The sequence below is a fragment of the Nonomuraea sp. NPDC050022 genome, from assembly GCF_044460705.1.
Lineage (GTDB): Bacteria > Actinomycetota > Actinomycetes > Streptosporangiales > Streptosporangiaceae > Nonomuraea.
In genome coordinates this window covers 45,030-59,494 of sequence record NZ_JBITKE010000014.1, presented here as the reverse complement: position 1 = coordinate 59,494, position 14,465 = coordinate 45,030, and the positions used below count along the sequence as shown (strand labels likewise).

At 69.0% G+C, this 14,465-nt stretch carries 9 protein-coding genes; 3 read left to right on the top strand and 6 right to left on the bottom strand.

The genetic code is table 11. From position 1 onward, the window contains the following. Positions 1 to 41: 41 nt before the first annotated feature. Positions 42 to 521 carry a hypothetical protein gene (locus ACIBO2_RS45960; RefSeq protein WP_397304317.1) on the bottom strand — a complete coding sequence of 160 codons (480 nt, stop codon included), beginning with the start codon at positions 519 to 521 and terminating at the stop codon, positions 42 to 44. A 217-nt stretch (positions 522 to 738) separates the two neighbouring features. Here ACIBO2_RS45960 and ACIBO2_RS45955 point away from each other — a divergent pair, with 217 nt between their 5' ends. Next, positions 739 to 2,844 (top strand): acyl-CoA dehydrogenase, encoded by a 2,106-nt coding sequence (locus tag ACIBO2_RS45955; protein WP_397304316.1) that lies wholly within the window; start codon positions 739 to 741, stop codon positions 2,842 to 2,844. Here ACIBO2_RS45955 and ACIBO2_RS45950 read toward each other — a convergent pair. After that, positions 2,841 to 3,515 carry a class F sortase gene (locus ACIBO2_RS45950; RefSeq protein WP_357941029.1) on the bottom strand — a complete coding sequence of 225 codons (675 nt, stop codon included), beginning with the start codon at positions 3,513 to 3,515 and terminating at the stop codon, positions 2,841 to 2,843. The two genes, ACIBO2_RS45955 and ACIBO2_RS45950, sit on opposite strands and share 4 nt — an antisense overlap. Before the next feature lie 77 nt (positions 3,516 to 3,592). After that, complete coding sequence (locus tag ACIBO2_RS45945) at positions 3,593 to 4,090, bottom strand: hypothetical protein (RefSeq protein WP_397304315.1); 498 nt, start codon at positions 4,088 to 4,090, stop codon at positions 3,593 to 3,595. Positions 4,091 to 4,401: 311 nt separating this feature from the next. Here ACIBO2_RS45945 and ACIBO2_RS45940 point away from each other — a divergent pair, with 311 nt between their 5' ends. Beyond that, a complete protein-coding gene (locus tag ACIBO2_RS45940; protein ID WP_397304314.1) occupies positions 4,402 to 4,890 on the top strand; it encodes a hypothetical protein in 489 nt (162 codons plus the stop codon). Further along, positions 4,865 to 5,716, top strand: coding sequence for an alpha/beta hydrolase (locus ACIBO2_RS45935; protein WP_358549009.1), 852 nt, complete (start codon positions 4,865 to 4,867; stop codon positions 5,714 to 5,716). Before ACIBO2_RS45940 ends, ACIBO2_RS45935 begins: the two co-directional genes overlap by 26 nt. Positions 5,717 to 5,762: 46 nt before the next feature. On the opposite strand, the gene ligD is transcribed toward ACIBO2_RS45935, so the two are convergent. The 3 genes from ligD to ACIBO2_RS45920 all read right to left on the bottom strand — a co-directional run bounded on the left by ligD (position 5,763) and on the right by ACIBO2_RS45920 (position 14,465). After that, positions 5,763 to 6,770 carry a non-homologous end-joining DNA ligase gene (ligD, locus tag ACIBO2_RS45930; protein ID WP_358549012.1) on the bottom strand — a complete coding sequence of 336 codons (1,008 nt, stop codon included), beginning with the start codon at positions 6,768 to 6,770 and terminating at the stop codon, positions 5,763 to 5,765. A gap of 238 nt (positions 6,771 to 7,008) precedes the next feature. Further along, a complete protein-coding gene (locus ACIBO2_RS45925; RefSeq protein ID WP_358549015.1) occupies positions 7,009 to 7,395 on the bottom strand; it encodes a hypothetical protein in 387 nt (128 codons plus the stop codon). Continuing rightward, entirely contained in the window at positions 7,392 to 14,465 is a 7,074-nt protein-coding gene (locus ACIBO2_RS45920) for a polymorphic toxin-type HINT domain-containing protein (RefSeq protein ID WP_397304313.1), read from the bottom strand. The genes ACIBO2_RS45925 and ACIBO2_RS45920 overlap by 4 nt, the downstream gene beginning before the upstream one ends.

Genomic DNA, 14,465 nt, shown 5'->3' with positions numbered 1-14,465 from the left:
CACCCCCATATGCCTACATAACGGGACATATACCCAAGCGGTCAGTGGGTGATGTGGAAAGTGAGCCGCCTTTCGGTCTCTCCGGCGGGGACGGTGTGGACGTAGCCGTGGGCTGTGCTGTAGGCACCCGCGCCGCCGGTGATGGGGATGTCGATCGCGGGAGCGGCGGGTAGGTGGAGCAGGGCTTGTCCGGCGATCTGCCCGCGGGGCAGCGCGAAGGTGCCCACGCACTGGAGCTGGCCGGGGTCGATGTGGACGTAGACGCAGACGACGCTGTGGTCACCGACCTTCTCGCCGTCCTGGTACAGGTCTTCGGCGATGATGCGCTCGTCACCCAGGCTGAGTCCCTTCTTGCCCAGGTCGAGGGATTCGGACTGGGTCTGCTTGGCGACCAGCTGGATGATTTCCCGAGCGTCTCGCACGTTGTCGCCAAGGGCCGATGCCGATGCCGGCGGGGCGGCGGTGAGGGCGGCGGCCAGGCCGGCGGCCGCGCTCAGGCAGCTTATGTTGATCTTGCGCATGATGCGTCTCCTGACGCTGTTTCCGAGTGGATTTCCTGCTGCGCGGCGGCCAGTGATCGTTTGGTCAGCGCCCGGTTGAGCCCCTCGAACCACAGCCGTACCCGCGCACAGGTGTTGTTCACCGATGCGGCGGCCGGCGTAGTACGACGCCGACTGTGCGTGATCCGTTGCCTCTGACCTCTGGAGATCGACACACCGGGCTTCTAGATTCGGTCGCATGGGGATCGGGCTGACCGAGGAACACCGGGCGCTGGCCGCCTCCGTACGCGGGCAGGCCGAGCGGGACACCAGCCACCGGGCGCTGGCCGAGCAGGGTGTGCTCGGGCTGCACCTGCCCGAGGAATACGGCGGTCAGGGCTACGGGCTGCTGGAGCTGGCCGTGGCGCTGGAGGTGCTCGGTGAGCGGCGCGTGCCCGGCGCCTACCTGCCGACCGTGCTCGCCTCGGCGGTGCTGGCGCGGTCCCGGGGACCGAAGGACCTGCTCGGCGGCCTCGCCGACGGGTCGCTCAGCGCGGCGGTCGCCCTGCACGGTACGGCCGACGGCGACGCGCTGCTCGCCCTTGGCTCCTCCAAGGCCGACGTCTTCCTGCTGCCGGTCGGGGACGGGGAGTGGTCGCTGTTCGAGTGGCAGGACGTCACCGCCGAGCCGTTCGACAGTGTGGACCTCGACCGGGCCGTGTGCTCGATCGTGGGGTTCGCCGGGATGCGGAAGCGGCCGCTCGGCGTCGTACCGGTGCGTGAGGTGGCCGCCGTGCTGCTGGGCGCGGACTCGTGCGGGGTGGCGGCGTGGGCCGTGGCGACGGCCGCCGAGTACGCCAAGGCGCGCGAACAGTTCGGGCGGCCGATCGGGCAGTTCCAGGGGGTCAAGCACCGGGTGGCGGCGGCGCTGGTGGCACTGGAGCAGGCACGCGCCGCCGTCTGGGACGCGGCCAGGGCCCTGGACGACGCGGTCCCCGCCGCACCGACCCTCGGCCGTACGCGGGTCACGAGCGGATCGGCCGCGAGTCCTACCGGACCGTGGATGGTCGGCGATGAGGCGCGGCTGACGGTCGGGGTGGCGGCGGTGCTGGGGCCCGATGCCGCCGTACGGTGTACCGCCGACGCGATCCAGGTCCTCGGCGGCATCGGCTACACCTACGAGCACGACGCGCATCGCTACTACCGCCGGGCTCTGTCCGACAGGATGCTGGCCAACGATCCGGGCGTGTGGGCCGAGAAGGTGGCCGAGCTGGCCGCCGCGGGGGTGCGGCGGCGCATGGAGCCCGATCTGCCCGAGGAGGCGGCGAAGGTACGCGACACGATCTGGGCCGAGGCGGCGTCCCTGCGGGCGTTGGAGCGGGAAGCCAGGCTGGCGAGGTTCGCCCGGGAGGGGTGGATCATGCCCTACCTCCCGAAGCCGTGGGGCCGGGCGGCGTCACCGCTGGAGCAGGTGATCATCCATCAGGAGTTCCGCGACCTCGGCCGCCCGAACCTCGGCATAGCGGCGTGGGCCGTGCCCTCCATCGTCAAGTACGGCACCCGCGAGCAGGCCGAACACTTCCTGCCCAGGACGTTCACCGGCGAGATCGTCTGGTGCCAGCTCTTCAGCGAGCCGGGCGCGGGCTCCGACCTGGCGAGCCTGTCGACGAGGGCGACCCGGGTGGAGGGCGGCTGGTCCCTGACGGGCCAGAAGATCTGGACATCCCTCGCCCAGTACGCAAATTTCGGGATATGTCTGGCGAGGACTTCCCCCTCGAAACCCAAGCATCAGGGCATCACCTACTTCCTGGTGGAGATGGCCACGCCGGGCATCACCATCAGGCCGCTCAAGGAGATCAACGGCGAGGAGATCTTCAACGAGGTGTTCCTGGACGACGTGTTCGTACCCGATGACCTGGTGATCGGCGAGGTCGACGGCGGCTGGCGGGTGGCCCGCGACACGCTCTCGCACGAACGGGTCGCGCTCGGCGACTCCTGGGGCCCCGGCTCCCAGCACACCGACATGATCGAACTCGTCGGCAAGCTGCCCGACCTGCGGCAGTCCCAGCGCGAACAGGCCGGCCGCCTCTGGGCGGAGGGTCAGGCCATCTCGGCGCTCGGCCTGCGCGTGACGCTCTCCCAGCTCTCGGGCACCGACCCGGGTACGGCCCCCAGCGTGCGCAAACTCCTCGGCATGCGGCACGCCCAGGCCGTCTCCGAATACTGCTGGTCACTCGACCCGTCGAACACCCGCTGGTCACGGACGATCCTGACCACCAGGGCGTTCACCATCGGCGGCGGCACCGCCGAGGTCCAGCTGAACATCATCGCCGAACGCGCCCTCGGCCTGCCCCGCGACCCTTAGCTCTTGAGATGGTACGGCGCCGCGAGGTGGGCGAACACGATGGTGTTGTCCCGGTAGCTGTGGGCCTGCCGGTCAAAGGTCCCCCCGCAGGTCACCAGCCGCAGCCCCGGATAGTCGATCTTCCCGTACACCTTCTTGGTGGGGAAGCTCTTCTTCGGCGTGTGCTCGACCCGGTCCACCACGAACACGGCGACGGACCGGTCGGCCCGCAGCACCTGTACCTGCTCGCCGCGTTTGACGTTCTTGAGTCTGGCGAACACGGCCGGGCCGCTCTTCGTGTCGAGATGGCCGGTGATCACGGCGGCGCCGCGCCCGCCGGGGACGGCGCCGTAGCGGTACCAGCCGGCGAGGTTCGGCGGGTCGAAGGGCGGGTTCTGGATCGCCCCGGCCGCGTCGAGGCCGAGCTCCATCAGCGGCGCCGACACGCCGATCGAGGGGATGTAGACGGCCGTGGGCCGCGCGGCCTTCATCGGCTTGGCGACCTTGTCGAGCGGCACGTTCAGGGACGGCAGGCTCGTGGCCTTGAGTGCGTGGGGCACCTGGGGTCCGGCGGCCGCCACGGGCTCGGACGCGCCGTCGCCGAGCATGCCGTTGATCCCGAACCCGATCAGCAGCACCCCGGCCAGCGACACCACACCCGCCCCGGCCCAGATCAGCTTCGAGCCAGCCACCGTCTCACCGCCCCGTTTCCCATGCCATCGGCCGCTTCAGCGTTGGGCCGCCCGCGCCATCCTCTGCACCGGCCGCTTCAGCGCTGGGGGGCGTGCGCGATCTCCTCCGCGTCCGTGTCGCCCTTGCCGCGCCGCACGGCGAACCCGGTCAGCCCGGCCCCGGCCAGCAGCGCGACGCCGCCCGCCGCGAACGGCCACACTGGCGGCTCAGGCACCAGCCCGCCACCGCCCGTCTCGGGATGGCCCTGCGGCATCCGGTGCTCTTCTTCGTCGGCCGGCTTCCACGGCCGGTCGGGCTCCTTCGAGGGAGCCGGCTCATCGGGCGGCGGCGACCACGAGTCGTCCGTCGCGGGCGCGCTGGACCAGCTGTCGAGCGGGTTGGGGATGGGCAGGTCGGGCACCGCGAGCGACGGCTGGACCTCGCACGGCAGGATGGGCAGCAGGCAGGTGGCACCCGCGTTCGGCTCGTCCCGCGTGGTGGCCGAAGCGGTTCCGATGCCCGCCACCATGCTCACGCCCCCGACCACGAAGGCCGCCAAGGCTCCGGCGGCTGCGAGACGTCGCGCTCTTGTCATAACAAGGCTCCCGAATCGGTTGTCACGCCCCGAGATAGAAAGAGAGCCTCGCGAATTATTAGACCAAGAGTCAAGTAATGTGACCGAAGTGAAATCAGTCACTTACTCTGCGTTTTCCCGCTCCCAGAAAACCGCAGGAGCGACCTACACGCAGTGACCACAGCCCGAACGGGACCACGACCGCACCCACCGCGCACATACCCGACCTCCTGCGGACAGGAGCCAACTCATATCCGCCGGATCAGTGAGCGGAAGCGGCTTCGCGATTGGTACTTGACGCACGATAGCAAGTACTTGCTATCGTGCGTCAAGTGAGTACGGACGAGCACGTCGCGTTGGCTGGTGAGCTGGTCAGACTGATCGACCGGCGGATCGTCGATCCGTTGGAGATCCTGTTCGGCTCGGACGAACAGGTGGGTCCGGTCAGGGGTCGATTGCGGATCGAGGCCGAGGTTTGGGCCGCGCAGTTGCTGGGACCCGACGACCGGCTCGCGGTTCATACGGCAGCGCGGCTGATCGCGGCGGTCTTTCCCGGAGACGGTCCGTTCGATCCACCCGACGAGTGGTGGCGCACGGCCTTCGGCCGGACGGTGGCCAGACGTGTGGGCCACCCGGGCAAGACCGCGGTGCCGTTCGCCACGGCGGGGGCGATGCTGGGCATCACCCGGCAGGGCGTTCACGACCTCGTCAAACGCGCGAAGCTCGACCGGCATCCCGACGGCGGGGTGACCACAGAATCCATACACGAACGACTGAACCAACCTCAGGAGCGTTATGCCGCACGACGTGACCATCACTGAACACGAAATACCCCTCGCCGCGCGGGACTTAGGCGGGGACGGCGAACCCGTGCTTCTTCTCCACGGGCTCGGCGGCACCCTGGAAGCCTGGGACGCGCTGGAACTTGGAGACCACCGGGCCGTGGCCATGGATCTGCGGGGCCACGGCCTGTCCGGCGATGGGCCGTGGGAGTGGGAAAGAGTTCTGGACGACATCGAGGCCGTGGTGCGGCGTTTCGACCTCGGCAACCCGGCGATAGTCGGGCACTCGCTGGGCGGAATGCTCGCCGTACTTTGGGCCCGGCGCCATCCCGGCTGCCCGGGCATCGTCAACCTGGACGGACTGCGATCCGCCGAGAACGACCCCGGCAACTATCCAGGGATGGATCCGGCCGCGAGGGACCAGGAACTGGCGAAACTCAAGGCCATGTTCGACGCGCAGGCCGCGAACATGGGCCAACCGCTGTCCGCCGAGTTCCAGGCGATGTTCCCTACGAGGGCTCTCACCGAGAAGGACGGGAAAACCTACGCCCGGCCCAGCGCGGCACTCCTCGAAGCGGTGCGATACACGCCGGAGTTCCGCGACACGATTCCGCTGCTGCGTCAGGTCACCTGTGCCGCGCTGGTGGTGATCCCGACCCAGGACCCGCCGGGGCTGTCGGGCGGGGAATTGATGGAAGCCTTCAGAAGAGGGGTGCGCCGGGACCTCGCCGACGTGCCGTCCAATATTCAGGTCAAAGAGCTGGATGCCAGCCACAATATGCTCGCCGAGCAGCCGAAGGCGGTCGCCGCGCTCGTGACAGATTTCCTCACGGCCGATAGTCCAGGCAGCGCGCCGCGAGCGTGAATCCGCAGGACTCCGGGAAGGCCGCCGTCTCGGGGGCGTCGACAGATCAGTCTTGCTCGCTGTCCCTGGCCTTGCTCGGCTGCACCCGCTTGGGCTCGCCGGGCATCTTCGGGTAGTTGGGGGGATAGGGCATGTCGCCGCGTTCGTCGCTTTCGTAGCGGTCGAGCAGGGCCTCGATCGAGTACGCCTGGTCGTCGATGGCGGCGTGGACGTCCCCCAGTTTGGCGAAGCGGGCCGGGACCGTACGGATGTCGAAGTCGCGCGGGTCGGCGTCCGCCAGCTCGTCCCAGGTGAGCGGGGTGGAGACGGTGGCGTCCGGTCTGGCCCTGACGGAGTAGGCGCTGGCTATGGTGCGGTCGCGGGCGTTCTGGTTGAAGTCGATGAAGACCCGTTCGCCGCGTTCCTCCTTCCACCAGGCGGTCGTGACCAGGCCGGGGTCCCGCGCCTCGATGGCTCTGGCCAGGGCGATGCCCGCGTACCGCACCTGGACGAAGTCCCAGCGCGGCTCGATCCGCACGGCGATGTGCACGCCGCGATTGCCCGAGGTCTTCACGAACCCGGTCATCCCCAGCTCGTCCAGCACCTCGCGGGTCAGGAACGCGGCCTTCCGCGCGGCGTCGAACTCCAGGCCGGGCTGCGGATCGAGGTCGATGCGCAGCTCGTCGGGATGCTCGGTGTCGGCGGCGCGCACCTGCCAGGGGTGGAAGTCGATGGTGCCGAGGTTGGCGCAGTAGGCGATGGCGGCCACCTCGGTGACGCGCAGGGAGTCGGCCTTGCGCCCGCTGGGGAACGTGACGGTCACGGTCTCGAGCCAGTCGGGATGCTTGGGCGGCATCCGCTTCTGGTAGATCGCCGGACTGTGCACGCCGTCGGGGTGACGCTTCAGGTTGGTCGGCCGATCCTTGAGCGACCGCAACGCGCCGTCGCCGACGCTCACGTAGTACTCGACCAGCTCGCGCTTGGTCGCCCCGATCTCCGGGAAATACACCTTGTCGGGATTTGTGACCTTAACGGTCCGCTCCCCCACCTCAATCTCAACAAACGGTGACGCCATGCCCCCAACCTAACGCGCCTCCGGTGGAGATCGCCTGCGCGCCGTACCTCATTCTCTTGACGATCTTGTACGGCAGGCACGGTGAGCCCCACCCACCGCACGGGGCCCGCGCCTGTCCAGGGAAACGCTCCTCCGGTGGAGGTGGCCAGGCACCGTGACGTGACGGCACGACCGCCCGCGTGGAACGGCCGAGCCGGGGCCACCGGTTCCCAGAAACCTCCGCCACCCTGGAAGCCGATCAGGCACTCTCGATCCTTTTGATCTTGTCCAGCAGAATCTCGAGGTCCTCTGTCGCGCGGAGGCAAAAGGTTTGATCGGAGTGCTTGAGATCCGACAAGACGCCCGTGTATCCCGCCGGGGCCCGCTTGAATTCCCGATCCAGCCGCTCTGGCAACAGCACCCAATTCTTGCCGGACAGCTCCGCCCGCCATTCAACGTTTCCCGTGAATGAGCCGACGGCCAGCAGGATCCTCTCCCGCAGGAAATCCCGGCGGTCAGCATAACGCCACGAGATCATCGGCACCCGCACGAGCGAGTCCAGTGGATCGCGTCCGATGGAAATTCTTGCCCATTGCACGGTCCCGTGTGCCCTCAAGGCGTCGAGCACATCCGTGGAGTCGATCATGAGAAAGGCCCGTCGAACCCTGGCGGACCGTACCTGAGACCTGGATTGAGCGACTTCATGGTTTTCATATAGTCACCCCATGGAATCGCCTCAGCGCTGAGCCGGGGGTCATAGGCATACTTCCCGTCAGTGTAGACATGATGGAAGGTGTATTCGACCGTGCCATTGCCCTCCGGCGTAACCAGCGTTTCACCCGGCCCGCGGAACGCGACTATCTTGCCGTTACCACCTGCGGCCTCGAGAAGATTTTGTGCGATGTCAGAGCAGTCCACGGCACAGTCGTCGATCGGCTGCTTCCGCATTGCCTGCATCGCCGCCTGGTTGGGCGGGTGATTCGGATTGGGGCTCCGGAATGTGAAGCATCCGCTCGTATTGTGAACCAGGACTGGGGCTTCCCCGGCGACTACATAGTAGGCGTGAACGTCTGCGACGGTGAGGTCGAACACGGTGGGGTGGCGCTGCTGCCGGTTGGTGCCGACGACGGACACGGCCGTGCCGTTGGGAGTGCGGAGGTGGTCGGCCTTGGTGAGCTGGTCCGCGCGGACCCAGGCGCGGTCCTTGGTGTCCCAGAACAAGTGGTGTTCGGTGGCGAGGATGACGCCGGTGGCGTCGCCCTTCTTGCCGTCGGTGTCGACCGTGATCTGGATCAGGCTGAGGTAGCCGACGCCCGAGAAGGCGGCGAGAACCGGTTTCGGTGCGGTCTTGCCCGTGATCGGGTCGGTGGCGAGGACCTTGTCACCGGGCTTGATCTTCTCTATCGCCTTGGACGTGCCGTCGGCGAGCTTGACCATGGTGCCGGCGATGAAGCTGTTGCAGCTCGGGCGGCCTCCAGAGGACGCCTTGGGTCTGCCTGCCGCCTTGCCGGCGGTGCGTCCCGCGGCGCCGCCTGCCGCTCCGGCGTCCTCCGCCGCCGCGCCGCCGCCACGTCCCAGGGCGGCCTTGGCCTTTCCTGCCGCCTTGCCCACCGCCCCCGCGACGGTCCTGCCCGTCGCCGTGGTGGCGAGCTTGCCGAGTGCCGCGCCCACTCCCTTGCCGACCGCGCCGCCTACCGCGCCCGTGACGGCTCCGACCGTGGCGGCCTTGACCGCGCCTCCGGCGCTCCACTCGTCACGGGGCGTCGAGACCAGGTAGCCCGCCAGGTTGCCGGCCGCTCCTCCGGCGGCGGCGCAGCCGATGCTGCCGACGCCTCCCGTGGCCACCTCGCATCCGGCCGTGACGACGATCGCGACCGTGACGTTGACGATGGTGGCCTTGTGCTGGTTCCAGAAGTTCTTCGCCTTGCAGCCGAAGCTCCAGCGGCCGCAGTGGGGCGGGTTGCTCGGAGGAGGCGGCGGCGGGTAGGCGCCACCGCCGCCACCCCCACCACCGCCGCCTCCGCCCCCGCCTCCGCCGCCCCCGCCGCCGCACTTTCCGGAGTAGTAGCAGTTGGTGTCTCCGGTCAGCGGTCCGTCCAGTCCGGTGGGGTCGCTGATGTTGACGGGGTTGTTGTCCGAGTAGGTGTAACCGTTCCAGCTCTGCGGATCACCCGCGTTGAACAGCGGGTCGACGGAGATGAAGCGGCCCGTCTCGGCGTCGTATTCGCGGGCGCCGAGGTGAGTGAGCGCCGTGGCCTCGTCGATGATGCCGCCTACATAGCCTTGCTGGCCCGGCCAGGACGACGGAGGGGTGCCGCGTTCCTGCCCGAACGGGGTGAAGCGGCGGCGGGTCGCCATCTGGGTGTCGGTGTCGGCGATCGAGGTGTCCGCGCTGCCGTGGTGGTCCGCGCCGAGCCAGGTCACACCCTTGTTGGTCCGGGTGGCGATGGTCTCACCGGCGTAGGTGTAGTAGCGGGTCGCGCTCTTGGCGCCGGTCTTGCTGTCGAGCCGGATCTCCATGCCGGCGACGTACAGGGTGGTGGAAGATGGGTCGCGGCGGATCAGCCGCTCGCCGTTGGCGTCATAGAGGTACGTGCTGACGCCGGAGGGGTCGGTCGACTTCGCCAGGTGGCCCTCGACGTCCCACTCCAGCAGGCGTCCGGAACCGCGTTCGGTGGTGTTGCCGGCCTTGTCATAGGTATAGGTGTCGATCTCGCCGTCACGCGTGCCGCCCTTGTAGGCGACGGAGGTCAGCGTGTGCGGCTGCGGCTTGCCGGCGCCCGCGTAGGTGTAGGTCTTGGTGAGGTCGCCCGTCGCCTGGTGGTCGACCTCCTGAGTACGGTTGCTGACGATGTCGTACTTGAAGGACTGCCAGTACGGCGCCGGTCCGCCGACGATGCCCTGGGAGGGTCCGGTGGCGCAGTCGTTGGTCGACGTCCAGGCGTCGGTCAGACGCTGCAGGTAGTCCTGCTGGAAGCACTGCACGTCGGGCGTCTGTCCGGACGGTGTGTCGGCGATCTTGGTGATGTTGCCCGATGGATCGTAGGTGTAGTTGGTGTCCGCGACGGAGATGGGTGCGGTTTCTCTCTCATAGAGGGAGCGGGTGAGCCGGTTGGTGCCCTCCTCGTAGAAGTTGGTCTGCTTGACCCGCTTCAGCCCCGTGCTCATCGTCATGTCGAGGACCTGGCCGAGCTTGCCGTACGTCGTCGAGGTGACGTAGTTGGTCAGGCCGCGCATGGTGGTCGGGTTGCCGAGGTCGTCGTAGCCGTACAGCATCGTCTCGCCGAGCAGGCCCCCGGCGGCGGGCAGCACGGCGCGGTGGACGGTGCCGTCGGAGTTGTAGTCGGTCGTGGTCTTGTACGTGCCGGCCAGCCCGCCCTCGGCGGCCGGGATCACGGTCTGGGTGCCGGTGGGCCGGTAGGCGTTGTCGTAGCCGGTCACGGCGCTGGTGTAGGCGTCCAGCGCGCCGGTGGTGGCGTTCTTGACGTAGCGGGTGGCGGAGATCGGCTGGCCCTTGACCGAGGTGCCGTCGGGCAGCGTGTCGAACGTCCACTCGGCGAGCTTGGTGCCGGCGGCGGAGGTGCCCGCGTACTCGGCGGTCTTGCGGCCGAGGGCGTCATAGGTGAAGAACAGGCTGGAGCCGCGCGCGTCGGTGACCGTCTTGAGCAGGTCGCTCTTGTCGTCGTAGGTGAGCTTCGCGGGGCCCTTGTCGGGATCGTCGACCTGGGTCATGCGGCCGCGCAAGTCGTAGTGGTAGGTCCAGGCGTTGCCCGCCGTGTCGGTGATGGTGGCGGGCTGCCCGGCGCGCGTGTAGGTGTACTTGGTGGCGTCGTAGTCGCCGGTCGGGCCGTCGCCCTTGTACTGCCGGACCTCGGTGGTCTCGCCCTGCGCGTTGACGATCTTGGTCGTGGGGGTGGAGCCGGCGGGCGGATCGACGCTGATGCGGTCGCCGCCATAGATCGTGGTGGTGCGCCACTGCTCGCTGCCGCGCTTGCGGAAGATCTGCGCGGTGGCCCACTCCATGCCGTCGTAGACGGTGACGTTCTGGCCGGGGACGTCGTCGTCGCTGGCCGGGACCCACAGCGTGCTGCCCGCCGACCCTTCGGTGTAGTAGTCCTCATTGGTCTTGTAGACCAGCCCGCGGGTGTCGTACAGGGTGTCGCCCACGATCCGGCCACCACCGGGGGCCGGTTGCTGGGTCTGACGGGCGCGCAGCAGACCGTCATAGAGCGCGTAGCCGGTGGTGTAAGTGGTGCCGTCGTCACGCAGCGTCGAGGTCGAGACAGTGGTCGGCCCGTCGGTGCGGATCTGGTAACCGAACTTCATGTTCGGGGCCGACGGGTACGTCGCCTTCGCGTGGCCGGGCAGCCAGACGCCGGTCAACCGGCCGAGCGGGTCGTAGACCAGCTCGGCGCGCCTTCCGTTGGCGTCGCTGGTCGCGGTGGCCAGTCCCAGGGCCGGCTCGATCTCGGTCGTGGTGACGTGGCCGAGCGCGTTGGTCTCCTGCTTGGCGGTGACCAGCCCGGTGCCCGGGGTGTAGGAGGTCTTGGTCGTGGTGCCGTTGGGATCGGTGACCACCAGCGGCCGGCCGTAGAGGTCGAAGGTGGTGGAGCCGGCGGTGACGTACTGCGGGCCGCCGTTCCATGAGCCGAGCTTCTCGGTCCTGGTCACGTCGCCCTTGGACGGGGCCACGCCGTACGCCTTGCCGTCGTAGTACCTGCGCACGTCGGAGACCACGTCGTCGGGACGGTCGGGCGTAGCGGCGCACGCCTTGGTCACCGTCTCCACGCGGGTGGCGTAGGAGAGCAGCCATCGGGCGGCGTCGCGGGCGTAAGTGGTACGCACGCAGCTGTCGTCGTCGGCGGTGGCGTCGTCGCCGAGATCGCTGACCTGGGTGGGCAGGCCGTCGGCGTTGAAGTCGGTGTCGGTCGTGGTGCGCCGCCACCCGCCGGCGGCCAGCGCGGTGCGGGAACGTACCTTGTCTCCCCGCACCATGGTCGCCGTGGTGGTACCCCAGGAACGGACCCGCTTGGCCGTCTGCTTGGTCCAGTAGCCGCTGATCGTGCCCGTCATGGCGGCCCCGGCCGGACCGTCGTAGCGGATCTCCTCGCGGACCTGGCCCTGCAGCGGCTCGGCGTCGTCGACGGCGGTGCCCTCGGAGTCGGTGACCTTGACGTCGCGGGTGCCGCCGCCGGACAGTTCGTCGCCGTCCATGCCGCGGAAGTAGGTGAACTCGGCCTTGGACCGCTGCTCCCCTGGGGCACCGCGCAGCACCCGCACCTTGCCGTAGCCGCGCCACTGCGACCAGGTCTTGTACTTCTCCTTGGTCAGCCCGTCGTCGTCATCGTGATGCCAGGCGCCGCCGCCGAGGTATTCGTAGGTCTCCAGCACGTCGGGCGCGCCGCCGGTCCGGTCGATCTGCTGGACCTGGGTGACCACGTACTTGTGGAACCAGTCGATCTTCGGCGAGGTGGCGCCTTCCGGGGACCAGTACTGCGGGTAGCAGCGGCGGGTGTTGGCGTCCGGCTCGGGGGTGTTCCCGGCCTTGCAGTCCTCGTCGGAGTAGGTGATGGACAGGGCGCCGCCGGTCTCGTTGTCGATGGCGGAGATGCGCCACTTGGTCAGCGGCGGCCGTCCCTCCAGGGCGTCGACCCGGTTGGGCCGCTGCACACCGGCGAACTTCACCGGCGGCAGGGACGCCGTGCCGCCGAACTTCCCGGTGTGCTGGATCCCGGCCAGCCACAGCGCCGCCGCCGTGCCGTCGCCGGGCGCGCGCATCTGCTGGTCGAGGGTCCAGGTGTCGACGTCCTTGTACGAGCCGCCCGACAGCACCCGCGTGGTGACGGCGGCCAGCCGCTTGCGCGTCCAGAAGGTCGGCGAGTACTTGTCGATGCACTTCTCACCGGAGTCGCAGTTCTGGTCATAGGGGACATCCGGCCAGTACTTGGCGTTGTCCTTGGTGAACTTGTCGGCCGCGCAGTCGAAGGACGACGTCGGAATGCACCGCTCCTTGACGTCGAAGGCGACCTGGGCCGGGGCCGAGGAGGAGAAGATCGCGTCCGAGCGCTGCCCGTAGTCGATGCGCTTGAGGTAGCCGCCCCGGTCATAGGAGGTGGGGGTGCCGTTCGGGACGCCGTCGGTCAGGGTGGTGACGTCGCGGCGGTAGTAGTTGCCTTCCTGGCCGTACCAGAAGGTGCTGACCGTGCCATGCGGGTCCACGACGTAGTCGAGGTTCCACCGCCACGCCTGCCGGCACCAGGAGTCGGAGAAGGAGTCCTTGTGGCAGGGCTCGCCGTCGTCGTCGCCGAACACCGGGACCGTCCACGTCGACCGGGTCTCCGCCTTGCCGCTCGACCAGCCGGGTAGGTGGTTCTGGCCGAAGTAGTACTGCGTGCCGTCGGGAGTGGTGACCCGCCAGTACTCACCGTCGTTGTCACCGTTGTCGGCGCCCGACAGCTTCTCGACCTTGGAGCCGTCGTCCTCCTTCGGCTGCCAGGTATTGGTCGCGTCGTCTAGGACCAGCTCGGTCGCCTGGCCGTTCAGGGACAAAGTGGCGTTGAAGTTGCCCCAGCACTGGTCGTTGCGTTTGGGCGTCACGCCATCGTCGGCGCACGCCTTGTAGCGGCGCTCGATGAAACCGGGCCAGTAGTCGAAACCTTCGCCGATCCAGGACGCCTGGTTGTTGGTGGCGACCGTCCGGCCGTCGATGCTCCCCGAGGAGTACGCGAACCCGATATTGGGCGTCGGCCCGCCCGGGGTCGGCGGCAGGCGCAGGGGGTAGGACCAGGAGAACGCGCCACTCTGGTTGCTCACGCTCCAGGTCGCCGACGGCGACAGGGACGTCGCCTCGTAGCTGCCCGCCGGACCGGACGGCGCGGCCTCGGCCGCCACAGTGGTCGCGCCCGCCGCCAGGGCGACGTCGGCGGCCAGCCGGCCCGTCTTGACGTCGTTGCGTGTGGGGAGCGGTGTACGCGTCTGACACTCGGGCCGTTCTGGCGTGGTGGCCGCGCATACCGGCAGCTTGACCAGGCGTAACCGCGAGCCCCAGTCGCCGCCGAAGGCGTACCGGAAGCCCGAATAGTCCACCTCGACGGCCAGGCGAGCCGTGGCGGACGGCGTGCTCTGGGGCGTGAGCCGGATGCCGAGCCCGTTGATCCGCGACCTGCCTGCCGTTGGCGCGTCCAGCGTCCGTACCTGGACCTCGGGAAGGGCGACGTCGGCCGCTACCTTGCCGTTCTCCTGGGAGAGCGGCGTGGCCGGGCCCAGCCAGATCGGCAGTCCCCCGGCCCGCACCCTCCCGGCACCGCCCGGCACGGTCGCCGTCGCGGGAGTCGTCGCGGGAGTCGTCGCGGGAGTCGTCGCGGGAGTCGTCGCGGGTGTCGTCGCGGGTGTCGTCGCCTGCCGCGCGGCGTCCGGTGTCGCCTTGTTCGTGACGCCAGGGGGTGTGCCGTCCGCCGGCGCCGGCAGCTTCACCATCGCCGTGCCTGGCGCCGGCCAGGACACGGCCGGCGCCCCCTTCAGGTCGTACCTGGCCCCAGGGTCCGTCAAGGGCCCGCGTGCCTTGACGGTATGGCCGGGCACGGCATGCTGCTCCTGGGCTTGGTGCCAGCCCGGGTCGCCGGTCGCCTGGGCGGCGATCGGGCTGATCAACGTGGCCGGCACCACGACGGCCAGGATTGCGGCGAGATGGGGTAAGCCTCGTCTCGAACCGAGCAC